Raw genomic sequence first — 23,087 nt, 5'->3', positions numbered from 1 at the left:
GGGAGCCGTGTGATGCCGAAGACTGAATCTCAACGCATTGTGGAGCAGATGCAGGCACCGCGCATCACCGCCCTGTGGCGCGCCCTGCAGCCGTTGAAAAGTGTCGTGTCATTTATGAATAGCGGCGCGCATCCCGATGATGAAACGTCCGCCATGCTGGCGGCTCTGGCGTATCGGGACGGGTTGTCGCTGTCCTATGCCTGCGCCAACAGGGGCGAAGGTGGGCAGAATGATATCGGCACCGAGACCACGCGGGATCTCGGTGTGCTGCGCAGTGCCGAAATGGAGCGCGCTGCAGAGGTGCTCAATCTGCGTCTTTACTGGTTGTCGGAGACGCCGCAAGACAGCATTTTCGATTTCGGGTTTTCCAAAAGCGGCGCGGAAACCCTGGCGAAATGGGGCGCTGAACGGACGCTGAAACGGTTTGTCGAAATTATCCGCAGCGAACGCCCCGATATTCTTTGCCCGACCTTCCTGGATATTCCCGGGCAGCACGGCCATCACCGGGCCATGACGCAATTGGCGCATCAGGTTATGGACGCTGCCGCTGACCCAGATTTTCCGGATGTCGCCCAGGCCCCCTGGCAGGTAAAAAAACTCTATCTGCCGGCCTGGTCCGGCGCAGGCGATGCCTATGATGATGATCTGCCGCCGCCGCCCGCTACCTTGACTATCAATGCCAATGGGGATGACCCGGTGACCGGCTGGAGCTGGGCTCAGATCGGCCAGCAATCACGGGTGTTTCACCGTACCCAGGGGATGGGCCGATGGGTGCCACACGGCACGGAGAACAACTGGCCGCTGCATCTGGCACGCAGTTTTGTCAGCGGCGGCGACGACACGCTGAGCGCTGGCTTGCCGGCGGATCTTCAGGAGCTGGCGGACTTTACGGATGCTGGGGCCGTTTCCGGGGCCTTGCAACAGGCTCACGCTGCCTGTCTGGCGGCACTGGAAAGCTTCCCGCATTTCAGCGCGGTTTTGAAGGCTGCAACAGATGCGTTGAAAGCAATTCGTATCGCCTATCAGTCCTGTCCGGAGAGCTGTCAGGATAACGTGCTGCACCGCCTGTTGCTGAAAGAGGCGCAATTATCTCATGTGATCCGGATCGCCGCCGGTGTTGAATTGCGTCCCGGGCTGGAAAAGGATGCTCTGCGGCCGGGCGAAGCGGTGGGCATGGCCATCGAGACCAAACTCAGCGCCAACCGGAATGTCGAAGTGAAGCACGAAGCGGTGCTGGCAGAGGGCTGGCGGGTTGAGGGTGACATGCTCTCGGTCTCCTCGCTGGCACCGGTATCCGACCCCTATCCCTCGCGCTATATTCCAGCTCATGCAACTGCCCCGGCGATGCGGTTGCTCATCACCTATGATGGCGTCACATCGCAGACCAGCATCGGCTTTGAAACACCGCCTCTGGTGCTGCCTGACAGAAGCGCGACCCTGGTGCCGGATTGCGCGGTGATTAATCTTGCATCCCCGGCAAGACAGCTTGCCCTGACAATTGGCGAGATATACCCCGATACCGCAAAACTGGAACTGGTGTTGCCTGATCACTCGGGGGATCACTCGGGAGATTGGCAAGCCGCGCCGTCAGCGACAGGTTTTGCGCTGACAGTGCCGCAGGATGTCGAGGCCGGTCTTTACGACATTCCGCTGCAACTGGACGGACAAACAGCGCTGAGTGTGCGCCATTTTGCCTATCCTCATATTGCATCGCGAATCCGCACATTTCCGGCCAGTCTGGAATTGCGTGTGATTGATGCAAATTTGCCGGATGTGTCGATTGCCTATGTCGGTGGCGGCAATGACCGTGTCCCGCACTGGCTGCGCGCCATGGGCCTGACCGTCACCGAGTTGACTGATGAGCAACTGAGCGCATCCGAGTTGAAGCGGTTTGACACGTTGTTGATCGGAATTTTCGCCATGCGCACGCGTCCGGCACTCCGCAACGCAATGACGATGGTGCATGCCTGGGTCGAGCGGGGCGGGCATCTTGTCACCCTCTATCATCGGCCCTGGGATGGCTGGGACCCGGACAAGGTGCCGCCGCTGCATCTGGAAATTGGCAAGCCGTCGTTGCGCTGGCGCGTCACCGATGAAAATGCCGAGGTCACACATCTGCTGCCACATCACAAGCTGCTGACTACGCCGAACCACATCGGCGTCGCAGACTGGGCCGGGTGGCACAAGGAACGCGGGCTGTATTTCGCTAAATCATGGGCCAGTGACTACAAGGCCCTGTTGTCGATGTCTGATCCGGGCGAAGAGCCGCATAGCGGCGCGTTGCTGTCTGCAAGGTTTGGTTATGGCCGGCACACACATACGTCTCTCATTCTGCATCATCAGATGGAGAAGCTGACACCGGGCGCATTCAGGCTGATGGCGAATCTCGTCGCCAAAGCATGAAGCAGCGGCTGGCCGGCGCATCCAGTCACGACAATCTGCAGGCAGGCCTCTGGCTGATTGCCGATATGAGCCTGAACATCTGGGCGATTTCCATCGTCAAGGCGCTGGGCGGCCTCTACCCTCCCTGGCAGATCGTGTTTTTGCGTGCGCTGGTGGGGCTGGTGCTGCTGACGCCGTGGATCTGGCGGGGCCGGGCGGCGTTCGCGAGGGTGGACCGTCCTGGCCTGCAGATGCTGCGTGTGGCTTTGTCCACCATTACCCTGACTGCCAGCTTTTTCGCGGTGGCGCGCCTGCCGCTGGCGCTGTTCATGACTATGAGTTTCACCCGCCCTTTATTGCTGATCGCAATGGCGGCACTGCTGCTGGGAGAAAAAGTGCCGCTGACACGCTGGCTGGCGGGCGGCGTCGGACTTGGCGGAATTGTTGTGGCGCTGACGCCGGACAATGTGGCCTGGTCCTGGGGTCTGCTGGCGGTGATGGTCAGTGTTGTCTGTGGCACGGCGGCGATCATTGTCACGCGCCGGCTGAAAGGCACTCCGATGGTGGTGATGATGGTCTTTTATACGGCTGGGCTGGCGGTGCTGACCGCGCTTCCGGCGGTGCAGACATGGGTGACTATCGACCCCGGACATTTGCCGTTTCTTCTGTCGGTCGGAGTGTTTTCGCAAAGCGCCCAGTTCTGCTTTTTACAGGCGCACTGGAAAGGCGATGCCGGTTTTCTGGGTCCGCTTGGCTACAGTAGTCTGATCATTTCCGGCGCTGTGGGATTTCTGGTGTTCAGTGAAATCCCGACACTCAACACGATTGTGGGGGCGGGTATCATTGTGCTGGCGACGGCGCTGCTGTCAGTGCGCTCAAAACACTGAAGCGAAAAACCGCACCGACACCACAACCAGAAATACACCAAATGCAAGTTCCATCTGACGTTTCGACAATCCGTGGGCGAATTTAACGCCAAGCGGGGCGACCAACATGCTGATCGGCATGATCATGCCGAACGCCAGAAGGTTGACATAGCCCAGCGAAAAGGGCGGCAATTGCGGGTTGCCCCAGCCATTGATGATGTAACTCAGCGTTCCGGGAACCGCGATCAGCACGCCAAGGCCGGCAGAAGTGGCAACAGCCTGATGGATAGGACGTCCATAAGAAGTCATGAAGACATTGTTCAGATTACCGCCGCCGATCCCCATGAAGGTGGAAATGAAACCAATGGTGAATCCGACTGCGCCTTTGGTCGGCTGGGCCGGCAGGTCCGTTCCCAAGCTCCAGCTTGCCCGGTTGAACAGCATTTTGATAGCCATTAGCATGGCAACAACGGCAAAGATGATTTTGAGCGCTTCGCCTGAGGCAAAAGCGACGATGACGGACGCAACCATCACCCCGAGCGGCGTCAGAATCAGCCAGTTGCGCAACAGCTCTTCGTCAGGTGCGCCGCGTTTTTGATGTGCCCGGAAGGACCGGATCGACGTTGGAACAATAATGGCCAGCGATGTACCGACCGCAATATGGGCCTGAACAGCAGGCGCCACGCCTTGAAAATTCATGAATTCCACCAGAATTGGCACCAGAACAGCACCGCCGCCAATGCCGAACAATCCGGCCAGAATGCCGGTCACACCGCCGGCAAGTGCCATGGTCAACACCATGATCAGCAAAGTGCCTGTATCAAAAGAAGAAAGCATATAATTTCACCCGACCCGATTGTGACGTACCGATAGACTATTGCCGTTCAAACTCAACGGTTAATTCTCGCCGGCCCGCCGGGGCGACGGGATTCGATGAGATCCAGAATATGCCGGCCTGCGATCTCGACCGGACCATTATTGCTGACATGAATGACAGGCGTCCGGGCTTTGAATTTCAGCGCGCCCTGAGCCAGTCTGGCTGTCAGGCTGGTGTCACTGTCGCGGCGGCGATGGGCAAGGCGTTCTGCCAGAACTGCCGTATCGACGTCGAGATGAATGATCTGCAGATCAGCGAACACAGCTTCCATTTTGGTGAGGGTCCGGCGCGAGCCATTGACGATGGCAAGACCGCCTGTGTCGAGATGATCGATGACCGAAACGGGAATGGCGTAGTGCAGATCATGAGCCCGCCAGTTGAGCGCAAATGCGCCGCTGTCGCGGGACTGGTGGAAGGCTTCTTCGCTCATGGTTTCGTGATCTTCATGGTGCGCGTCGGATATCCGCGTCACAATCCGGCGCACGAACAGGATGTCGGCCTGGCCGGCCAGACGGGTTCGGAGCCAGTTCAGCACCGTGTCCTTGCCGGAGCCGCTGGGTCCGACCAGCACAAAGATCATGCCGGCTGCGGTCTGCTGCATCAGATGACCCGGTTGCCCTGACGCCAGACCGAGCGGACCACTGGCACTCCGCCGTTTTGGCGAACGCGGACCAGATCGGCACGCAGGCCGGCCGCAATGCGCCCGCGATCCTCCAGACCCACGGCCCTGGCCGGATTTGCTGTCACCATGGCTATCGCATCGGGCAGGTTGATCCCGCCCTCGGCCAGAATGAACGGTGCATGTATGATGCTGAACGGCACATAGTCGGAGGACAGAACATCCAGAACGCCGAGCCTCGCCAGATCGATGGCGGCAATATTGCCGGAATGGGAACTGCCGCGGACAATGTTCGGTGCACCCATCAGCACGCTCAGCCCGGCTTGATGAGAGGCGCGCGCCGCTTCCAGACTGGTGGGAAATTCCGCCAGCCGCACACCACAGGCGATGGATTCGCGGACATGATCGAGATTGGCGTCATCATGACTGGCGAGTGGAATGTTGCGCGCATTGCAGATGGCGGCGAGCAGTTTGCGATGCTTTTGCGAATAGCGCTCGGAGCTGGCAATGCGTTGCTTCAGCAAAGTGTCGAAGGCCGCATCAGACAGGCCCTTCATGGTCTTATAGTACAAAATGTACTGCTCCATGTTCTGAAACTGCCTTTGACCCGGCGCATGATCCATCAGCGACACGAGGCGGACTTCCGGAACATCATCGAACAGTTCAAACTGCTCGACTACGTCCGCGGCGGAGACTTCGCAGCGCAGATGCAGCAGATGTTCGGCACGCAGCCGGTTGTCGCGCCCGGCCTGCTGCAGAACCTCTGCAAGCTGGCGCATCTCGCCGCTTTCATGATCGTCGGCAGCGTGCGTTCCCATGCGCAGACAATCAAAAACCGTGGTAATGCCGGACGCGGCAATCTGCGCGTCATGGGACTGGATCGCAGCCGTTATATCCCAGCGCAGACCCGGCCGCGGCGCGTAGTGAGTTTCCAGATGATCGGTGTGCAATTCGACAAGGCCGGGCAGCAGATAATCCTCGTCAAGATCGTCGCCGATAGACGAATGTCCTGGGGCGACATCGCTAATATATCCGTCGCGGATCTGAATCGAACCATGGATGATCTCACGTTCAAGAATGATGCTGGCATTGCGGAAGACGGTTTCAGAACTCACGACGTGGCGGCCTTTGCAGACAAAGATGATTTGAGTGGGATCGATGTATGTACCATGAATGGACCACCTGTCTGACGCTCGCAGAACAGCGTCAAATGATCGCAGATCAGGGGTGCGCTCAACAAAGGCTGAAACAGCGATGTCAGCGCCTCTTCCATTTTGTTGACCTCCGCGTCCGGCACCGGGCCGGTCAAGGTCATGTGAAAGCGGAATGCATCGAACACGTAAGGGTAGCCCCATTGTTGCAGATAGGCGCGGTGTTGCGCGCTCAATTGCTCCGGCTTGCGTCTGGCATAATCGGCGGCAGCCAGAGGCGCGCGAAAAGCCTCAAACCCATCAACAATGTCGGCGGCAAACTGATTGAGTTCGGCACCATCGCGCTCCGGCACCAGCGCGAAAAACGGGCCAAGGCGTCCAACCTTCAATTTTGGCATGGCAAAGGCCGTCCGGTCGCGGGCGAAATTCTGCAGCGCGCTGACCAGCTGTGTGCCATCAACTCCCTCTGCCAGATGGAACGGCGCTTTCAACGTTGCGTGAAACCCGTAGCGGCGCGGCGCTTTGGCCAGTTCAGACAGGCGTGCTGCGGAGAAAGCGGGAATCACAGGCCGGCTTTGCGGCTCGCCGCCAAAGGCGTCGCGCCCAAGCCATGCTGCCGCCAAGCGCGTGATCGCATGGTCGACAGGCGGTGTATAGAAAATGGCATATCGCATGGGGCAGGACGGCCTTTTTGAGAATGCGCCGGGGTGACGAGCGGTTTGCCGGGATGCCGTATCATGGACGAATGATTGCGCCCAGCAGTCTTATGATGGCTGCACCTTACAGTGTTGCTGAAAGTTTTGAATGCTTGCCCTCAATTTTCAAATGGAACAATGTCCCGCAGTGCCCTAAAAGCGGTTCATCTCAGATCATCCGCGCGCTGCTTTGCGCATTCCATTGCCCTAAAGGACCATGCCATGACCACCGAAATCGATTCCCGGCTTGAAATTGCCAAGTCAATTGCAACACAGGCAGGAGAGCTGGCGCTTGGCTTTTTTCAGGATATCGGTGCGTTGGTCATCGAGAGCAAAGGTGTGCAGGACATGGTGTCAAATGCGGACAAGGATGTTGAAACCTTCGTGCGCGCGCAGTTGAACAAACACTTTCCCGATGATGGCATTGTCGGCGAAGAACATGCCAGTGTCACCGGAACTTCCGGTTACACATGGGTGATTGACCCGATCGACGGAACGGCGAATTTTGTCAACAATATTCCGGCATGGTGTGTGATTCTGGCCTGTGTCCATGATGATGAAACGAAAATCGGTGTGATTTTCGAACCCTGCCATAAAGAGTTGTTCTGGTGCGCGAAAGGGGCTGGATCATTCGTCAATGAGCGGGCGATGAAAGTGGCGCAAAGCGCGGGATTTCATGATGGCAATTTCGGTGTCGGCATGAGTGGCCGCACTGAATCCTCCATGGTGGTGGATTTCATTGCAAAGCTGGCGGAAAAGGGCGGCCTGTTTTTCCGCAATGCTTCCGGCGGCCTGAGCCTTGCCTACGTGGCCGCCGGCCGGCTGATCGGATATGCCGAGCCGCATATGAACGCCTGGGATTGTCTGGCCGGGCAATTGCTGATTGCCGAAGCCGGTGGCAGTGTGGAACAGCAAAGCGCCGATGACATGCTGGTGAATGGCGGCCGCGTGGTAACCTCCATGCCGCTGATCTTTGACGATCTGGTTGCCATGAGCGACGCGGCCTTTCCGGTCAAATAGAGGTTTTTGATTATTGTCTATATTCCAGCAGCCATGATGCAAACCGAAACCCGGCCGGAAGTCGACTTTTCCCGATATCGCGCAGCGATCTTCGATCTGGACGGGACGTTGGTTCATTCTGAACATGCCTGGGAGGCGGCAAAGATAGAAGTCCTTGGCCAATACGGGCATGTGCCGTCGCGAGCGCTGCTTGATGCTTATATCGGGCGCGGGCTGGCGGGGTTTCTCGATGAGTTTTTCGGCCCGTCGCTGGGCCCGGACAGGCGTCGCGAAATCGGTGACGAGATCGGAGCGGTAGCGGACCGGCTGCTGCCGGGGATGCGCGAAGCGGTGCCGGGGGCATCTGAGCTGCTATGCAGCCTGCATGACGCCGGACTTCGAATTGCGATATGTTCGTCCTCACCGCGCCGCCATATTGTAAGCGCGCTGGACATGCTTGGCATTGCCGGCCGGGTTGAAACCATTGTCTCGGCTGCCGAACTGCCACGCGGGAAACCTGACCCGCTGCCGTTTACTGCAACGCTTGAGGCGCTTGATCTGAGCCCCAGGGAGGCCTGCGCATTTGAAGATTCATTGCCTGGCGCAACGTCTGCTTTTGCTGCCGGACTGGAAGTTTTGGCTATCGGCAAGGGGTGTACAGGCCCGGATTTCGCATTCTGCCAGTTCAAGGCGGAGCATTTTGCAGAGCTGACGCAAAATGGCCGGTAATCCGACCCGCTGACACTTAGTCAGGGGGCCGGAACCATATAAAATATTTGCGATCATCCGGCAGTGCCGGACCCCAGTCGTTCCGCCTGATTGCCGCGTCTGTTGCCACGTTTTCAGGCGGAATTATTGCTTAGCCGCTTAAAGAATTGATTGTCCGTGACAAATTCTTGTCCTAGGTTGTCACCGAGACGACAAGATCTCTTGGAGGACATTATGAAACACACATTTACAATGATTTCTGCAGGCCTGTTTGCCGCGCTGATGGCGGGGCCTGCGATGGCAGCTGAAAAACTGACTTACTACTGCAGTGCCCAGGAAGACTGGTGCCAATTAATGGCAAACGGTTTTCAGGATGCAAGCGGCATTGACGTCAACATGACACGCAAGAGTTCCGGTGAAACTTTCGCCCAGATCAAGGCCGAAGCATCGAATCCAAAGGGTGATGTCTGGTGGGGCGGTACCGGTGACCCGCATCTTCAGGCGGCTGAAGAAGGGCTGACCGAACCGTATGTTTCGCCGATGCGCGAGGAACTGCAGGACTGGTCGATTTCCCAGGCCACATCTGCTGGCGACAAGACCATCGGAATTTATTCAGGTGCGCTGGGATATGGCTATAATTCGGAACTCCTGGCCAAGAACAACCTGCCTGTTCCGGCCTGCTGGAAAGATCTGCTGAAGCCTGAATATAAAGGCCATGTGCAGATGGCAAATCCGAATTCTTCCGGCACCGCCTACACCACGCTTGCCACCATTGTGCAGCTGTTTGGTGAAGAGGAAGGCTTTGAATTCATGAAAGGCCTGCACAAGAATATCAACCAGTATACCAAGTCCGGATCGGCTCCGATCAAGGCTGCGGCGCGCGGCGAATCCATAATCGGCATCGTGTTCATGCATGATGCGGTGGCCCAGGCTGTGGCCGGCTTCCCGATCAAGGTTGTCGCGCCCTGCGAGGGCACCGGCTATGAAATCGGCTCGATGTCAATCATCAAGGGTGCTCGCAATATGGAAAACGCCAAGAAATTCTACGACTGGGCGTTGTCGAAGGAAGCTCAGGCCCTGGCGCTTCAAGTGAATGCCTTCCAGGTGCCGTCCAACAAAATGGCACCGACATCTGACAAGGCACCGGATCTGGCCTCCATCAAGCTGATTGATTATGATTTCGGCAAATATGGCTCCAGTGACGAGCGCAAACGGCTGCTGAAGAAATGGGATGAAGAGGTTTCCACGCTTCCGCAATAAGCCAGATATATGTCATCACCGCAAAAAAAGACCTTCCCGGTTCTGATCTTCTGGATCGTGATCGGGTGGGTCGGCTTTCTGCTTCTGCCATGGTACGGGATCGAGGATTTCTGGACATTTGCGTGGCTGGTCGATGGATATCCCTGGGACAGCGACTATGCTCCGGGGATCTTTCTGATAGCGCAGGGCGAAAAGCTCTGGCTGGCGCCGCTGCTGATTCCGCTGATCCTGTCGTTGTTCGCGATTCGGCTCGATAAAACACATAAACACTACGCTCGACTTCTGATCCTCGCCGGTTCGCTGGGGTTTGCCTGGTTGATCGCCCAGGGCTTCGGCATAGGGCTGCGCGGCTGGTCCTATGGCTGGCTGGAGGCGGCATTCGGTCCGCTGGATGACCGCCAGTTCGGCATGGGTTACGGGGCGATGTTGCTGTCCGCCTGTTTTCTGTTTCTGCTGACCCAGGGCATCGCTGCGCGCGGTGCCATCAACGGCGATGTGTTTGTCGTGTCTTCCATCGGTTTCGTTATCGCGGTGGTCGGTGTGTTCGTGTTTTTCCCGATTGCCAGAATGCTGATTGCCGCCTTCATCACCGAGGAAGGCGGTTATTCCGTCTCGGTGTTTTTTGCCAAATTCCTCAGCAACCGGTTGTGGGGGCTTGGCTGCCTGTCGGGGGCGAAATGCGGTGCGGCATGGAATTCACTGCTGCTGGCCGTTCTTGTCGGATTTCTGACAACCGGTCTGGGACTGGTGTTTGCGCTTGTGGTGACGCGCTCCGGGTTCCGTTACAAGCGCCTGCTGCGGGCGCTGACCGTGTTGCCGATCATCACACCACCGTTTGTGATCGGGCTTGCCCTGATTCTCCTGTTCGGTCTTTCCGGCTCTGCCACGGTGTTCGTATCCGATCTGTTCGGCTTTCAACCGACGCGCTGGATCTATGGCATGCCGGGCGTGCTGATCGCTCAGCTTCTGGCTTTCACGCCGATTGCGTTTCTGGTTCTGATCGGTGTGGTAGAGGGGGTCAGCCCGTCAATGGAAGAAGCGGCGCAAACCCTGCGCGCCAGCAAATGGCAGGTTTTCAAAACCGTTTCGCTGCCGCTGATGCGCCCCGGCCTTGCCAATGCGTTTTTGCTCGGCTTCATCGAAAGCATGGCGGATTTTGGCAATCCGCTGGTTTTGGGGGGCAATTTCGACGTGCTCTCGACGGAGATTTTCTTTGCCATTGTCGGCGCGCAATATGATCAGGGCCGCGCCGCTGTGTTGGCCATTGTGCTGCTGGCCTTCACCCTGTCGGCGTTTTATGCGCAGCGTTTCTGGCTTGGCAAGAAATCCTACACCACCGTGTCCGGCAAGGGCGATGCGGGGATTCATCCGCATATGCCGGACGGGCTTGCCATCCCGGTCTATATCTCGGCTGCCATCTGGGCACTATTCACCATCGTCGTCTATGTGATGATCATCTACGGTTCGTTTGTCGAATTGTGGGGGGTTAATAATGCGCTGACCTTCAAACATTACATCACCGCCTTTTCGGTGCGGTTCGATGTCGAGGGTGTGCGCTGGACCGGCTCTGCCTGGAACAGTTTCTGGACCACAGTGCAGATCGCAGCACTTGCGGCACCGTTGACAGCGGGCATCGGATTGCTCACGGCCTATCTGCTGACGCGGCAGACTTTCGTTGGCAAGAATGCCTTTGAATTTGGCACGATGCTGAGTTTTGCAATTCCCGGCACCGTGATCGGGGTCAGCTACATTCTGGCCTTCAATGTACCGCCGATTGAACTTACCGGCACGGGGATCATACTGATTGTCAGCTTTATCTTCCGCAACATGCCGGTGGGTGTGCGGGCCGGCATCGCCTCGATGAGCCAGTTGGACAAGAGCCTTGATGAAAGCTCTCTAACCTTGGGCGCAAACAGCGCGCAGACCTTCCGCCGGGTGATTCTGCCGCTGCTGCGTCCGGCAATTCTGGCAGCACTGGTCTATTCATTCGTGCGCGCGATGACCGCGATCTCGGCGGTGATCTTTCTGGTCAGCGCCGAGTATGACATGGCGACCAGCTATATTATCGGGCGTGTCGAAAATAATGATTACGGTCTCGCCATCGCCTATTCGACAACACTTATCTTTGTCATGCTGGGGGCCATCGGCATTCTGCAACTGGCGGTTGGCAAGACGGATATCGGCCGCCGCATGAGCCAGCCAAAGCAGTAAACCGGAATGAGGATCGACCCATGACAATTGCGAAAAGCAGCAAGGCGGCATCCGTTTCCTTTCGGAATGTCAAGAAAGTCTATGGCAAGGACGTGCTGGCGGTTGATGATATTTCGCTGGAAATCGCGCCGGGGCAATTGGTGACGCTGCTTGGCCCGTCGGGCTGCGGCAAGACCACCACACTGCGCATGATTGCCGGTCTGGAAATGGCAACACAGGGCCAAATTCTGATTGGCGATCAGGATGTCACCAAACTGCCGGCGACCGACCGGGATGTCTCCATGGTGTTTCAGTCCTATGCGCTGTTCCCGCATATGAATGTGCTGGAAAATGTATCCTACGGACTGAAATTCTCCGGTTTCAACAAAGTGGAAACACGCGAGAGGGCGCTGGCCGGGCTGGATCTGGTGGGGCTCAACGGCTACGCCGACCGGCTGCCCTCGGAGTTGTCCGGTGGTCAGCAACAACGGGTTGCGGTCGCGCGCGCTCTGGTACTGGAACCTCAGGTGCTGCTGTTTGATGAGCCGCTGTCCAATCTGGACGCTAAATTGCGCCGTCAGGTGCGCGAGGAAATCCGCGAAATTCAACAAAATCTGGGGCTGACCGTGGTGTATGTCACCCATGATCAGGAAGAGGCGCTGGCTGTCTCGGACCGTATTGTGGTAATGCGCAACGCTCAGATTGCCCAGGAGGGCAGCCCGCGTGATCTTTATGAATTACCCATTGATGCCTTTGTCGCCGACTTTATCGGCGAAGCCAACCTAGTTCCCTGCACAGTCGAGGCCGTGGAAGGCGATGTGGCAACCGTCAGCGTCGGCACGTACCAGCACAAGCTACCGGCCCGTGGCATGGCGCCGGGTCCAGGAACTCTGGCGGTGCGGCCAAGCCGGGTGGAGCTGACGGACGAAGCTTTGGAAAACGCTATCGAAGCGACGATTACCAAGGCAACCTATGTTGGCAGCCATATGGAATATACGGTGGAAACCAGCTTCGGCACTCTGTTTGCAGTGTCCGGCAATGTCAGTTCGATATTCGAAACCGGCGCGTCAGTGGCGATGAACTTCGCCAGGTCCGGCCCGGTGCTTTTGCCGAAGAGCTGAGGCAGCCGGTATTTTCAAGCTTTGAGGTGTAATGTCACCAGAACGGTGCTGGACGCGCCGTCTTCAAACCTGGCGCGTACGCGCAACCAGTTGCCGAATTGCGACAGGCGGGCAACGGCAATGTCATCTGTGTGTTGCGGCATGGCGAAACTGGTGCCTTCCGCAATCCAGTGCATGCCGTCCGCTGAAATCTCGACAATGCCTGTCGGCTGGGGTCCGGCGGAGGGCTTCAGCGCACGGATGAAGAACACCGCCTCGCGGGCCCAGCCGCACTCATACGGTTGCGTGGCGGCATCGGCGGTCCACCGCTCATTGCGGGCAACAATCGCTGTGTGGCTCTCAGGAAGCATCAGAAATCCCCCGAAATACAGACTGAATCGACATAGAGGAAAGCGCGTTTGGCCACATCGGTTTCGGCGAACAGGGCAAAGTTCAGCATGCACCACAGATTTTTCATTGCCGGGATGCGAATGGATTCAAATTCCGAAAGGTCAAAATTGCGGTCATTGCATTGGAAGGACAGGGCCTTCATGTCCTCAAGATCAAAATCAAACCGCAGATAGGTCCAGTTCACCTTGGTGGGTATTTCATTGTAACACAGGTTCTGCGCGCCGCCGGGCAAATCAAGCCAGCCTTCCGGTTGCAGATGATAATGACTTGCGGTTTTGGTGCCATCGCCAATCGGCGTGAAGTCAGTGGTGCGCGGCTTGAACTGCCATTTTTGCGCGTGCTGGCCGTTTTCGGCATTGAGAAAGCGTATATGTGGCATCACTCGTTCGGCGTTGGTTTTGTCCTGATCTCCACCCTGCAAATCAAACAGAAAACCGACCGAGCGGACGTCGGTTTCGCTCAATTGCAATTCTGTCGCTTCCGGTTTGAAGGTGAAATAAAGCTCGAAACGGATCGGGCCGCGTTTGCGGAACGTATGGCGCTTGATGGCGACATTCTGCGCTCCGACGACCGGGCGGGTGGCAATTTTCAGCGCATAGGAACTGGTTGCAGCGCCATGCGAGCCGGCATCCCAATGGGACAGCGTCGACAGCATCGGGCTGGTGTGCTGAGCGTAGCCGGGCAGCATGGTGTCGAGGCTGTCCTCGTAATTGCCGACCAGTTGAGACCAGCCGGAATAGCCGTTTGCAAAGGTGTCGAAACTGATGATGCGGCGCAGCGGATCGAACCGGCTCATTGCCGGGTCACTCAGGCGCAAGGCGCGCAGCAATGTGGTTTCCAGCTCCTGTCCGGCGGATTCCTGTATCACCTGGCTCGTCTCCTTTTCAGCGCAATTCACTAGGGGGTCCGCAATCGTTCGACCACGTCCCAATTGATCTCAAGGCCGAGGCCGGGGCCGGTTGGCACACTCAGCTGACCGTCTTTCTGGCGCATGCTGGCGGATGCCAGATCGGCAAGTTCGGTCTTGAAGGGGCTGAGATCGCTGTGACATTCCATCATCCGCAGGTTCGGCATGGCGGATGCGACATGAATGCTGGCGGTTTCACAGACAATCCCAGACATGCCGATATGGGGGGCATAGCCAACATCACAGGCATGGGCGAAATCTGCCATGCGCCGCGTTTCAGTGACGCCGCCGGAGCGCGCAATATCGGGCTGCAGCACTGACAATGTGCGGTTTTGCACCAAACGCCGTGCCTGATCGACGGTGAAATTGCTTTCGCCTGCTGCCAGAGGAACAGTGCAGCGCTGGCGCAATTCCTCATAGCCGGCTTCATCTTCCGGTTTAAGCGGCTCTTCAAACCAGAAATAGCCATTAGCTTCCAGGGCTCTGGCCACTTCAACAGCTTCGTCCAGCTCATAAGCCCAATTGGAATCGATACACAGTTCAATCGCATCGCCAGCCCTGCGGCGCAGCCTTTCGATCCGGCGGCAGGATTCGCCGACCGGACTGGCGGTCTTGACTTTGATGCGGGGAAACCCGGCTTCCAGATAGGCATCTAGTTCTGCGTCGGCCTGGGCGTCGTCCACCCAGTTGATCGAAGCGGCATAGACCGGAATGGAGGTTCGGCCTTCGCCGCCGAGCAGCTTCCACAACGGCATGTTGGCGGCCTTGCCAAGAATGTCCCAAAGCGCAATATCGACGCCGGCTATGGCTTCAAACAGCATGCCGCCGCTGCGGCCGGACAGCGCCCGGCGCATGGACTGCCAGTGCGCACTGATCTGATGCGCCGGCTGCCCGACGAGACGCGGCTTAAGCGTGGTGTTGATCAGTTCGGCATAGGCTTTGGGGGCAAACCGCGCCAGAGTTTCGCCGATGCCTGAAATCCCGGCATCGGTGCGAATTTCCACCAGAACAATCGAGACATGTTCATAGGTGCCCCAGGAGGTCACCGTGGATTTGGGAAGTTTTTGCGTCAATGGATGGGCGATCACATCGGTGATGGTGATATCCGGTGCAATCAGGCCTATTCCCTGAGGTGTGATGTCAGGCGCGTTCATTGGCAGATCCCTTTTTCCGCACGAATTTCAATGGCTGCGGATTGGTGGAAAAGCTGTCTCATTGATCTGTAACTCCATCTGGATTGGCCGGTTTTAACGCAAACAACTCAACATAGCAAATAAATAACATAGTTGCTATGTTGGCAGCAGCTGTGCTAGAAACGGTTGAAATGCGAGGAGCTGGCATGGCGAAAGCCACTACAGACAATCTGACCTTCAATACGCAGCGCGCAGCGCCGCTGCGTCTGGCCGACACAGTGTCCGACGAAATCGCGGCCGCTCTGTTTGACGGGCGCATTGCGCCGGGCGATGCGCTGCCGTCCGAAGGCGAGATTGCGCGCCAATTTGAAGTCAGCAAACCGATTGCCCGCGAGGCGCTGCGACTTCTGGCCGGAGCCGGACTGATCCATACCCAACAGGGCAAGGTGGCGCGCGCCAAGGCGATGACCGGGGAGCCGCTGGACCGGATTTACGGCTATGCGGTGCGCTCCAGCCTGAAACGCCTGCAGGAAGCCAATGAAATGCGGCTGGTTCTGGAGTCAGGCATTGCCGGCCTCGCGGCCCGGCGCAGGGCCAAAAACGGCCTGACAGTAATGCAGAAAGCAGTTGAGAAAATGAGGACCTCGATTGGTCAGCCTGAAGATTTCACCGAAGCGGATATCGACTTTCATCACGGCATGGCGCTGGCCACCGGCAACACCATGATCCGGATCCAGGTCGAGGGCATGCGCTCGGTGCAGCGCGAAGTGTCCGAGTTGTTTTCCCGGCGCAGCAACCGCACCACTGCGGATTGGAAGGCCACCGTTCTGCGGCATCAGGCGATTTACGATGCCATTTCAGCCGGCGATGAGAGCGCCGCCCAGAAGGCTCTGGCCGAACATTATGATGCCGCCAATATTGCTTCCTTCGAGGTAGCCAATGGCTGATCGGACAGGCCCTCTTTCTGGGAAACGTGCCTTCGTGACCGGTGCCAATTCGGGTATTGGCTATGCAATTGCCAGCGCGCTGGCGGCCGACGGGGCCGATCTGGTGCTGCATTGCCATGGCAGTGCACGGCCCAGCGATGATATTGCGCATCTGTTTGATACCTGCCCGGTGCTTGAGGCTGATTTTCTGCACCATCAGGCCGTGTCTGATCTGGCGCAAGCTGTGCTGGAAACCGGCCCGGTGGACATTCTGATCGCCAACGCAGCGATTGAGGAAAGACGCCCCTGGCAGAATATCGACGCTGCTGCGATCAACGCCCATGTGGCAGCAAATTTCACCTCCCTGCTGTTGCTGATCAGCCATCTGGTGCCTCCCATGGTTGAGCGCAACTGGGGCCGCGTCATCGCCATCGGCAGCATTCTGGCCACCAGGCCGCGCGCCGAAACGGTTGTATATGCAGCCCTGAAGTCGGCACAATTGACAGCCTTGCGCGCCATCGCCCGGGATGTGGCACCGGGTGGCGTCACCATGAATGTGGTTTCCCCCGGCGCAATTGAAACCGAGCGGATGGCGGATCTTTATGCCGATGCAACATTTCGCCAGGTGGTCGCCGCCAAGATTCCCATGGGCCGACCCGGCCGTCCTGCGGACTGCGTTGCGCCGGTGTCGATGCTGTGCAGTGAGGCGGCCGCCTATATTACCGGCGCGGATATTCCCGTCGATGGCGGCTGGGGCATCGGCGATGCACCCGGAAATCTGCCGGAGTCCGGCAGATGACACGGTCTCCGGGTGACCCCTTATTTTCATCTTCAACCGAACCTGGTTTCGGAGCGTTCATTTGTGCATCCGGTCCGGACAGACATCACTTAAAGGAGGAGTATAATGACCATGATCAGAACTAAACTCACCGCAGCAGCGTTGCTTGGCGCCAGTTTTCTGGTGTCCCCGGCAGTGGCGCAGGAACTGCGCTTTACAGTGTGGACGGGCAATGACGCCCATCTCAATATGCTGAACAGCATTGGCACGAGTTTTCAGGAAACCCATCCGGGCGTGACGGTCAAGTTTGAGACCATTCCCGCTGGCGATTATATCCAGAAACTGACATTCCAGTTGGCTGGCGGAACGCCGCCGGATCTGGGCTGGATGTTCGAAAACTCCATGCCGGCCTTCGTTGAGGCCGGTGTTCTTGAAGAACTGACTGACGTGCTGAAAAATGCCGATGGCTATGATCTGGCGGATTTTTCCGCGCCTGCCATGGAATTGTGGAAGCAAGGCGAAGCCATTTACGGCGTGCCTTTCTCAACCTCGCCCTTCATGATGTTTTACAACAAGGACATGTTCGATGCGGCCGGATTGGAAGATCCGCTGACACTGGCCAATAAGGGCGAGTGGGACATGGACAAGTTCCGTGAAGTCTCGGCCGCGCTGACCCAGGCAAATGACGGCAAGTGGGGTTTTGAATTCAAGGATGGTCAGGGTTACGACAGCCGTATCATGCACGCCATCATGCCGCCGATCCGGGTTTATGGCGGCAACGCCTTTGACGCTGGCGAATGCGGCTTTGACAATCCTGAAGCCGTCGCCGCTGTGACCCAATTGCATGAGATGGTGTTCAAGGACCGCTCGATTGTGCCACCGGGCGAACAGGGCGATTTCTTCTCAGGAAGCTCTGCGATGACCATCAACCAGATTTCCCGGGCCTCAAAAATGCCGGATGCTGGTTTCAACTGGGGTATTGCACCTTTGCCAACCGGTCCGGCAGGCGCATCGCCCGTCATCGGTCAGGCGGGTCTGGTGGTGTTTTCCCAGAGCAAGAATGCGCAACTGGCGAAAGAGTTTATCGTCCATATGACCAATGCGGAAAATGTCGCCGTGATGGCGCAGTTCTTCCCGCCGGCCCGTGTGTCCGTGCTCGACAGTGAAGCGTTCATCAATGCCAATGCGCTGATCCCCAGCGAGCAGATGGCGAACGTCAAGGCTGCGATTTCGGAAGGCCGGGTTCTGCCAAGCCATGTGCGTACGCCGCAGATCGAAGCTGCCATGAAGCCACGCTTTGATGCGTTGTGGAAAGAAGATGCCAATGTCGAAGACGCTTTGAAGGCGGTTTGCGCCGCAATTCAGTCCGAGCTCTAGGCTGGAACGCGCGGTGGGATCGGGGCAATGACACCGAGCAAACAGACAGCAGCCATGGCGCGCGGCCAACGCGCGCCATGGTTGACACTGCGCCGACAGGAGACGCTGGAAGCCTGGCTGTTTGTCAGTCCCACCCTGATCGGATTTCTGATTTTCTTTCTGGGGCCGCTTGTTGCGGTCGGTTTTTTCAGTCTGACGGAGTGGAACCTGCTGAGCCAGCGCTCGACTTTTGTCGGGCTTGAAAATTTCAACGATGCGCTGACGCAGAATCCGAATTTCTGGCACGTGGTGCGTAATTCAGCGGTGTTTGCCCTCGGGCTCGTGCCTCTCAACATGGCTTTGGCTCTGACCCTTGCGCTAGCGCTGTCGCGGCCGTTTTTCGGCGTGGTGTTTTTCCGCACGATCTTTTTCGCGCCGGTCATCACTTCGGCTGTCGCCTGGGCGATTGTCTGGAAATTTCTGCTTCAGGGCGAGGCGGGTGCCGTCAACCAGATGCTTGCGGTGATCGGCATTGATGGCCCCAACTGGCTGCGCGAACCGGACTGGGCGATGCTTGCGGTGATCGTTACCCGTGTCATCAAAATGGTCGGGCTCAACATGATCCTCTATATAGCCGCGCTGCAGGCGATCCCGCGCGATTATGAACAGGCCGCAAGGCTGGAAGGCGCCTCGCGCTGGCAAATTTTCCGGATGGTGATCTGGCCGCTGCTGGCGCCGACCACGCTGATCATCATGGTCATTACCACCATCGGGTCCTTCAAGGTGTTCGACCATATCTATCTGATGACCGGCGGGGGGCCGGAAAACGGCACTCTGGTGCTGGCCTATTACATTTACCAGCAAGGCTTTGAATTCTTCAATGTGGGTTACGCCTCTGCGCTTGCCATCATCATGTTCGTGATCGTGCTTTCGCTGACCATAGTGCAGTTGATGCTGCGCCAGAAAGGGTCAGGATGAACCTTTCGCAACCCCAGATGGATCGTATCAAGCGCGTGCTCTGGACGGTGTCGCTGCTGGTCGTCGCTGTGCCCTTTGTATTTCCGTTTCTGTGGATGGTTTCATCGGGCTTTAAGAACGCGGCAGAAATTTTCGGCCAGCCCTCACTGTTCCCTGCAGTGTGGCGCTGGCAGAACTTTCTCGATGTGTTCGATCATCAGCCCTTTGCCCGGCAATATTTCAATTCACTGTATATTTCCGGCTGCGTCACGCTGCTGACACTGGTGATCTCGTCTCTGGCGGGCTATGCGCTGGCACGCTTGCGCTTTGCCGGTGCCGGCCTGCTGATGCTGTTTCTGATTTCCGCGCTGATGGTGCCGGAAGAGGTCACGATCATTCCCAATTTCTTCCTGATCCGCTGGATGGGGTTGATGGATACCCATGTCCCGCTGGTGCTGCTGCCGGTGTTCGGTGCTCATGGTGTGATGGCGACCTTTCTGATGCGGCAGTATTTTGTCGCCCTGCCGAAAGAGCTTGAAGAGGCTGGCAAGATGGACGGTCTGTCGCGGATCGGCATCTGGTGGAAAATCGCCATTCCGATGTCCCGTCCCGCACTGGCGGCGGTCGCGATCATCACATTCCTGCATTCCTGGAACCTGTTTCTGGAGCCGCTGGTGTTCCTGTCGAGCCTGGAAAAATTCACCCTGCCTCTGGCGCTGTCCAATTTCACCGACGCCTATGGTTTGCCGCTGTGGCATCTGCAACTTGCCGCCACCAGCCTGGCAGTGGTTCCGATACTGGGGGTCTATCTGATCGCCCAGCGCCAGATCATCGAAAGTTTTGCCATGTCGGGGGTCAAAGGATGATCCTTTCAACCGACAGACAGCCGGATACCAGCACATGACCAGTCTTGCCCTGAAAAACCTGAAAAAATCCTTCGGTCCCGTCGAGGTCATCCGTGATGTTGATCTGACGATCGAGGATGGTGAATTCATCGTGTTTGTCGGCCCGTCAGGCTGCGGCAAATCCACACTTCTGCGCATGATTGCCGGACTGGAAGACATCACCTCCGGGGAACTGGTGATTGACGGGCGCACCATGAACGACGTGCCAGCATCCAAGCGCGGCGTGGCAATGGTGTTCCAGTCCTATGCGCTTTATCCCCACCTCACCGTGCGGGATAATATGGGGTTCGGCCTGAAGGTGCGGAAAGTGAAACCTGACGAAATGCGCCAGCGCGTCGACGAGGCAGCGGCCACACTGAAACTGGATGCGCTGATGCAGCGTTATCCGCGCGAATTGTCCGGCGGACAACGCCAGCGCGTCGCCATTGGCCGGGCCATTGTCGGACATCCGCAGGTGTTCCTGTTTGACGAGCCGCTGTCCAATCTGGATGCGGAATTGCGGGTGCATATGCGGGCGGAAATCGCGTCGCTGCATAACCGCCTGTCAAACACCATGATCTATGTCACCCATGACCAGATCGAGGCGATGACCCTGGCTGACCGCATTGTGGTGCTGCGCGACGGGCGTATCGAGCAGGTCGGCACGCCGCGTGAATTATATGCAAGTCCGGCCAATGTGTTTGTCGCCCAGTTCATTGGCAGCCCGAAAATGAATATCTTTCCGGCCTCCGGACTGGCTGCAAATTTGTCTGGACAGGATTTTGATTTGAAGGCGGCTGATCAACTCGGCATCAGGCCGGAACATCTGCAAATTGTGCCGCAAGGCGAGGGGCTGTTGCAGGGCCGCGTTTCTGTCAGCGAATATACCGGAGCCGGATCCCTGTTGCATATCGACGTCGAAGGTGCCGGAACATTTCTGGTTGTGCAGGAAGGGCAGGTAGCCGCTGACCATGGCGAGCCCATCGGATTGTCATTTTCAAACGAAAACCTGCATTTGTTCGATGCGGCAGGACTCGCAATCCAGAATCTCTGAAAGCAGCGTCAACTGACCATAAATCTGGAGCTGAAGGGCAGGCTTGCCGCGCCCACAGCTTTGGGTGCCGGATAGAGATTGCCTGCAATGGCGGTGATGCCCGGCAGACCGTCTTGCAGCTGGCGGCAAACCGTCTGGCAGATATCAGGGGGTGCGCTGGATGACAGGATGATTGTATCAACTTCCACGAATTGTGTCAGCGACAGGCATGATTGGCTCAGACGCTCATTCAATGTCTGTTGCCAGATTTTCAGGGTCTGGCCATAATCCGGCCAGTTGGAAGAATGGTCCCAAAGCGGTGCGGTGGGAACCCCCTGTTGGTGCAGGGCCCGTTCCAGATTCAGAATCCCGACATCAAAGCTTAAGGCAGAATTGCCGTTATAAATCTGATGGTTGAGAACCAGCCGTGTGTGAAGTTCGGCACCCAGATAGAAAAACAGATAATCAGTCAGGGGTTTTGCCGCACCAAACATGCTTTCACCGCCAGCCGTCGCGGTGATGTCATTTTGAACAAAAACAGGAAAGCCGATTTCGCTTTCAATCTCGTCCTGCAGGGCGGCATATTTCTGCTCGATTGCCTGTTCCTCACTGTCGACAACAGAGCCGGTTTCCGGCAGCGCCAAGCCAACTCCGGCAAGCCGGTCATACGTACCCTTCGGCAGCATCGCGATGGCTTTCTGGATGGTCTCCAGAAACTGCGGATGGTTGTTGTTCTGGCTCCGTGAAGGGTTAGGCAAAGCGGCGTGAAAACGCACTTCGCCTACGAAATTCACCAGCACGATTTCCGTATTCTTGTGGCCGATGCTGATGCCAACCGAATAGGCGCCATCGGGATTCAGCGCCACCGGAATGGTGGGCGGGCCGACCCGGCCCTGTTCGCGCAAGGCTTTGCCTTTCGAGACCAGCCCTTCCTGTTCCAGCGAGCGCAGCAGAACAGAAATTGTCTGCGCTGAAAGGCCGGTTTTCTCGCCGATTTCCAAACGGGTAATGCCTTCATTCTGGAGCAGCAGCGACAGCAGCAATCGTTCATTGTAGCTGCGCACACTGACCGCGTTCAGTCCGGTGGCCCGGTCTGCGATGCGCAACGGATTAGGCGGGGCAAATCTCATATCAGGCATGGGACCACCCGATGGATTCCACTTCGCGGGCAAGCGCCACGCCAAGGGTTTCATGCGCTGCCTGGTTGATGTGAAATCCGTCAACCGGATCGCAGTCGACTACGGAGCCGGCATCGAAGAAATGAACTTCCAGGGAATCGGCCACAATTTCGAATTGCAGGGCCAGTTCATGAGATTTCTTCTGGGCGCCGGAAAAGATCGATTCCCATTCCATGATGTCATCGCGCATCGGCGGTGGCGCGACAATCATGATTTCGGGAACCGCTCCCCCGGGGCCCGGTGCCAGTTCCTTGATGTCATAGATCAGACAGCCAATGCCCATGGCAACTTCCGAAGCCGGCTGATTGAATCTGACTTTCAGATCATTGGTCCCGAGCATGATGATGACCAAGTCCAGAATCGTATGGCTCTGGATACAGGGCCACATATAGGTCCGCCCGTTTTTATGCGGGCCTTCAATGGGATCATCGCGCACCGTGGTGCGCCCGCTCAAGCCTTCTTCGACAATATGCCAATTTGGGCCCAGCTCGCGCGCCATTACGCCCGGCCATCTTTGTTTCGGGCCGTAGCGCTGCAGCGGAGTTCCTCCGGGAACCTGGCCGTGTGTGTTGGAATCTCCAAAGCACAATACGGAACGCATTAATTTATCCTGTCGATAATAGTCTTATATATTCAATATGTTACCCGCTAATTATCGGGTAGACGCATCGTGGAAA

The 23,087-nt window shown here is 57.4% G+C and carries 22 protein-coding genes; 13 read left to right on the top strand and 9 right to left on the bottom strand.

Annotation, left to right across the window (positions count from 1 at the left end; translation table 11 throughout):
- The first annotated feature begins 12 nt into the window (after positions 1–12).
- Entirely contained in the window at positions 13–2,403 is a 2,391-nt protein-coding gene (locus RAL88_RS09690) for a PIG-L family deacetylase (RefSeq protein WP_306269097.1), read from the top strand.
- Positions 2,400–3,269 carry a DMT family transporter gene (locus tag RAL88_RS09685; RefSeq protein WP_306269095.1) on the top strand — a complete coding sequence of 290 codons (870 nt, stop codon included), beginning with the start codon at positions 2,400–2,402 and terminating at the stop codon, positions 3,267–3,269. The genes RAL88_RS09690 and RAL88_RS09685 overlap by 4 nt, the downstream gene beginning before the upstream one ends.
- On the opposite strand, the gene RAL88_RS09680 is transcribed toward RAL88_RS09685, so the two are convergent.
- Genes RAL88_RS09680 through RAL88_RS09665 form a run of 4 tightly spaced genes read right to left on the bottom strand, consistent with a single transcriptional unit; the run spans position 3,258 to position 6,569 of the window.
- Positions 3,258–4,085 (bottom strand): sulfite exporter TauE/SafE family protein, encoded by an 828-nt coding sequence (locus RAL88_RS09680; protein WP_306269093.1) that lies wholly within the window; start codon positions 4,083–4,085, stop codon positions 3,258–3,260. The genes RAL88_RS09685 and RAL88_RS09680 overlap by 12 nt on opposite strands.
- A 53-nt stretch (positions 4,086–4,138) precedes the next feature.
- Complete coding sequence (gene phnN / locus RAL88_RS09675) at positions 4,139–4,726, bottom strand: phosphonate metabolism protein/1,5-bisphosphokinase (PRPP-forming) PhnN (RefSeq protein WP_306269091.1); 588 nt, start codon at positions 4,724–4,726, stop codon at positions 4,139–4,141.
- Positions 4,726–5,859, bottom strand: coding sequence for an alpha-D-ribose 1-methylphosphonate 5-triphosphate diphosphatase (locus tag RAL88_RS09670; protein ID WP_306269089.1), 1,134 nt, complete (start codon positions 5,857–5,859; stop codon positions 4,726–4,728). Before RAL88_RS09670 ends, phnN begins: the two co-directional genes overlap by 1 nt.
- Complete coding sequence (locus RAL88_RS09665; protein ID WP_306269087.1) at positions 5,856–6,569, bottom strand: DUF1045 domain-containing protein; 714 nt, start codon at positions 6,567–6,569, stop codon at positions 5,856–5,858. The genes RAL88_RS09670 and RAL88_RS09665 overlap by 4 nt, the downstream gene beginning before the upstream one ends.
- 243 nt (positions 6,570–6,812) lie before the next feature.
- Here RAL88_RS09665 and RAL88_RS09660 point away from each other — a divergent pair, with 243 nt between their 5' ends.
- The 5 genes from RAL88_RS09660 to RAL88_RS09640 all read left to right on the top strand — a co-directional run bounded on the left by RAL88_RS09660 (position 6,813) and on the right by RAL88_RS09640 (position 12,868).
- On the top strand, positions 6,813–7,610 hold the full coding sequence (locus tag RAL88_RS09660; protein WP_306269084.1) for an inositol monophosphatase family protein: 798 nt from the start codon (positions 6,813–6,815) through the stop codon (positions 7,608–7,610).
- 33 nt (positions 7,611–7,643) lie between these two features.
- On the top strand, positions 7,644–8,318 hold the full coding sequence (locus RAL88_RS09655) for an HAD family phosphatase (RefSeq protein WP_306269082.1): 675 nt from the start codon (positions 7,644–7,646) through the stop codon (positions 8,316–8,318).
- Positions 8,319–8,531: 213 nt separating this feature from the next.
- Positions 8,532–9,557 (top strand): ABC transporter substrate-binding protein, encoded by a 1,026-nt coding sequence (locus RAL88_RS09650; protein ID WP_306269080.1) that lies wholly within the window; start codon positions 8,532–8,534, stop codon positions 9,555–9,557.
- Positions 9,558–9,566: 9 nt separating this feature from the next.
- Entirely contained in the window at positions 9,567–11,768 is a 2,202-nt protein-coding gene (locus RAL88_RS09645; RefSeq protein ID WP_306269078.1) for an ABC transporter permease subunit, read from the top strand.
- Positions 11,769–11,788: 20 nt separating this feature from the next.
- Positions 11,789–12,868: an ABC transporter ATP-binding protein gene (locus RAL88_RS09640; RefSeq protein ID WP_306269076.1), complete on the top strand. Its 1,080-nt coding sequence runs from the start codon at positions 11,789–11,791 to the stop codon at positions 12,866–12,868.
- Between the two features lie 14 nt (positions 12,869–12,882).
- Here the strand turns inward: RAL88_RS09640 and RAL88_RS09635 are convergent, their stop codons facing one another.
- The 3 genes from RAL88_RS09635 to RAL88_RS09625 all read right to left on the bottom strand — a co-directional run bounded on the left by RAL88_RS09635 (position 12,883) and on the right by RAL88_RS09625 (position 15,319).
- Positions 12,883–13,218, bottom strand: a complete 336-nt coding sequence (locus RAL88_RS09635) for a hypothetical protein (protein WP_306269074.1) — start codon at positions 13,216–13,218, stop codon at positions 12,883–12,885.
- Positions 13,218–14,054: a DUF6772 family protein gene (locus tag RAL88_RS09630; RefSeq protein WP_371932173.1), complete on the bottom strand. Its 837-nt coding sequence runs from the start codon at positions 14,052–14,054 to the stop codon at positions 13,218–13,220. Before RAL88_RS09630 ends, RAL88_RS09635 begins: the two co-directional genes overlap by 1 nt.
- A gap of 101 nt (positions 14,055–14,155) precedes the next feature.
- A complete protein-coding gene (locus RAL88_RS09625) occupies positions 14,156–15,319 on the bottom strand; it encodes a mandelate racemase/muconate lactonizing enzyme family protein (protein WP_306269072.1) in 1,164 nt (387 codons plus the stop codon).
- A gap of 185 nt (positions 15,320–15,504) precedes the next feature.
- Between RAL88_RS09625 and RAL88_RS09620 the strand changes: the two genes are divergently transcribed.
- The 6 genes from RAL88_RS09620 to RAL88_RS09595 all read left to right on the top strand — a co-directional run bounded on the left by RAL88_RS09620 (position 15,505) and on the right by RAL88_RS09595 (position 21,253).
- On the top strand, positions 15,505–16,245 hold the full coding sequence (locus tag RAL88_RS09620) for a FadR/GntR family transcriptional regulator (protein WP_306269070.1): 741 nt from the start codon (positions 15,505–15,507) through the stop codon (positions 16,243–16,245).
- Entirely contained in the window at positions 16,238–17,023 is a 786-nt protein-coding gene (locus RAL88_RS09615) for an SDR family NAD(P)-dependent oxidoreductase (protein WP_306269069.1), read from the top strand. The genes RAL88_RS09620 and RAL88_RS09615 overlap by 8 nt, the downstream gene beginning before the upstream one ends.
- A gap of 105 nt (positions 17,024–17,128) precedes the next feature.
- Positions 17,129–18,379 (top strand): sugar ABC transporter substrate-binding protein, encoded by a 1,251-nt coding sequence (locus RAL88_RS09610; protein WP_306269068.1) that lies wholly within the window; start codon positions 17,129–17,131, stop codon positions 18,377–18,379.
- Between the two features lie 27 nt (positions 18,380–18,406).
- Positions 18,407–19,336 carry a carbohydrate ABC transporter permease gene (locus tag RAL88_RS09605; RefSeq protein WP_306269067.1) on the top strand — a complete coding sequence of 310 codons (930 nt, stop codon included), beginning with the start codon at positions 18,407–18,409 and terminating at the stop codon, positions 19,334–19,336.
- A gap of 17 nt (positions 19,337–19,353) precedes the next feature.
- Positions 19,354–20,181, top strand: a complete 828-nt coding sequence (locus RAL88_RS09600; protein ID WP_306269065.1) for a carbohydrate ABC transporter permease — start codon at positions 19,354–19,356, stop codon at positions 20,179–20,181.
- A gap of 34 nt (positions 20,182–20,215) precedes the next feature.
- Positions 20,216–21,253 carry an ABC transporter ATP-binding protein gene (locus tag RAL88_RS09595; protein ID WP_306269063.1) on the top strand — a complete coding sequence of 346 codons (1,038 nt, stop codon included), beginning with the start codon at positions 20,216–20,218 and terminating at the stop codon, positions 21,251–21,253.
- 8 nt (positions 21,254–21,261) lie between these two features.
- Here the strand turns inward: RAL88_RS09595 and RAL88_RS09590 are convergent, their stop codons facing one another.
- Together RAL88_RS09590 and RAL88_RS09585 are read right to left on the bottom strand one after the other, a co-directional pair.
- Positions 21,262–22,371, bottom strand: a complete 1,110-nt coding sequence (locus RAL88_RS09590) for an ROK family transcriptional regulator (RefSeq protein ID WP_306269062.1) — start codon at positions 22,369–22,371, stop codon at positions 21,262–21,264.
- Positions 22,364–23,011 (bottom strand): SGNH/GDSL hydrolase family protein, encoded by a 648-nt coding sequence (locus RAL88_RS09585; protein WP_306269060.1) that lies wholly within the window; start codon positions 23,009–23,011, stop codon positions 22,364–22,366. The genes RAL88_RS09590 and RAL88_RS09585 overlap by 8 nt, the downstream gene beginning before the upstream one ends.
- Between the last annotated feature and the right edge of the window lie 76 nt (positions 23,012–23,087).

It is taken from the genome of Pararhizobium sp. IMCC3301, assembly GCF_030758315.1.
Taxonomy (GTDB): domain Bacteria; phylum Pseudomonadota; class Alphaproteobacteria; order Rhizobiales.
This window is presented reverse-complemented; position numbering and strand designations above follow the sequence as displayed.

What these genes read in the sequence shown, in the direction of transcription:
- RAL88_RS09680 (WP_306269093.1), bottom strand. Translation starts at nt 4,085, where the DNA reads ATGCTTTCTTCTTTTGATACAGGCACTTTGCTGATCATGGTGTTGACC.
- RAL88_RS09610 (WP_306269068.1), top strand. Translation starts at nt 17,129, where the DNA reads ATGACCATGATCAGAACTAAACTCACCGCAGCAGCGTTGCTTGGCGCC.
- RAL88_RS09595 (WP_306269063.1), top strand. Translation starts at nt 20,216, where the DNA reads ATGACCAGTCTTGCCCTGAAAAACCTGAAAAAATCCTTCGGTCCCGTC.
- RAL88_RS09620 (WP_306269070.1), top strand. Translation starts at nt 15,505, where the DNA reads ATGGCGAAAGCCACTACAGACAATCTGACCTTCAATACGCAGCGCGCA.
- RAL88_RS09585 (WP_306269060.1), bottom strand. Translation starts at nt 23,011, where the DNA reads ATGCGTTCCGTATTGTGCTTTGGAGATTCCAACACACACGGCCAGGTT.
- RAL88_RS09640 (WP_306269076.1), top strand. Translation starts at nt 11,789, where the DNA reads ATGACAATTGCGAAAAGCAGCAAGGCGGCATCCGTTTCCTTTCGGAAT.
- RAL88_RS09660 (WP_306269084.1), top strand. Translation starts at nt 6,813, where the DNA reads ATGACCACCGAAATCGATTCCCGGCTTGAAATTGCCAAGTCAATTGCA.
- RAL88_RS09600 (WP_306269065.1), top strand. Translation starts at nt 19,354, where the DNA reads ATGGATCGTATCAAGCGCGTGCTCTGGACGGTGTCGCTGCTGGTCGTC.
- RAL88_RS09605 (WP_306269067.1), top strand. Translation starts at nt 18,407, where the DNA reads ATGACACCGAGCAAACAGACAGCAGCCATGGCGCGCGGCCAACGCGCG.
- RAL88_RS09615 (WP_306269069.1), top strand. Translation starts at nt 16,238, where the DNA reads ATGGCTGATCGGACAGGCCCTCTTTCTGGGAAACGTGCCTTCGTGACC.
- RAL88_RS09590 (WP_306269062.1), bottom strand. Translation starts at nt 22,371, where the DNA reads ATGCCTGATATGAGATTTGCCCCGCCTAATCCGTTGCGCATCGCAGAC.
- RAL88_RS09625 (WP_306269072.1), bottom strand. Translation starts at nt 15,319, where the DNA reads ATGAACGCGCCTGACATCACACCTCAGGGAATAGGCCTGATTGCACCG.
- RAL88_RS09650 (WP_306269080.1), top strand. Translation starts at nt 8,532, where the DNA reads ATGAAACACACATTTACAATGATTTCTGCAGGCCTGTTTGCCGCGCTG.
- RAL88_RS09665 (WP_306269087.1), bottom strand. Translation starts at nt 6,569, where the DNA reads ATGCGATATGCCATTTTCTATACACCGCCTGTCGACCATGCGATCACG.
- RAL88_RS09645 (WP_306269078.1), top strand. Translation starts at nt 9,567, where the DNA reads ATGTCATCACCGCAAAAAAAGACCTTCCCGGTTCTGATCTTCTGGATC.
- phnN (WP_306269091.1), bottom strand. Translation starts at nt 4,726, where the DNA reads ATGCAGCAGACCGCAGCCGGCATGATCTTTGTGCTGGTCGGACCCAGC.
- RAL88_RS09655 (WP_306269082.1), top strand. Translation starts at nt 7,644, where the DNA reads ATGATGCAAACCGAAACCCGGCCGGAAGTCGACTTTTCCCGATATCGC.
- RAL88_RS09630 (WP_371932173.1), bottom strand. Translation starts at nt 14,054, where the DNA reads ATGAGCCGGTTCGATCCGCTGCGCCGCATCATCAGTTTCGACACCTTT.
- RAL88_RS09635 (WP_306269074.1), bottom strand. Translation starts at nt 13,218, where the DNA reads ATGCTTCCTGAGAGCCACACAGCGATTGTTGCCCGCAATGAGCGGTGG.
- RAL88_RS09690 (WP_306269097.1), top strand. Translation starts at nt 13, where the DNA reads ATGCCGAAGACTGAATCTCAACGCATTGTGGAGCAGATGCAGGCACCG.
- RAL88_RS09685 (WP_306269095.1), top strand. Translation starts at nt 2,400, where the DNA reads ATGAAGCAGCGGCTGGCCGGCGCATCCAGTCACGACAATCTGCAGGCA.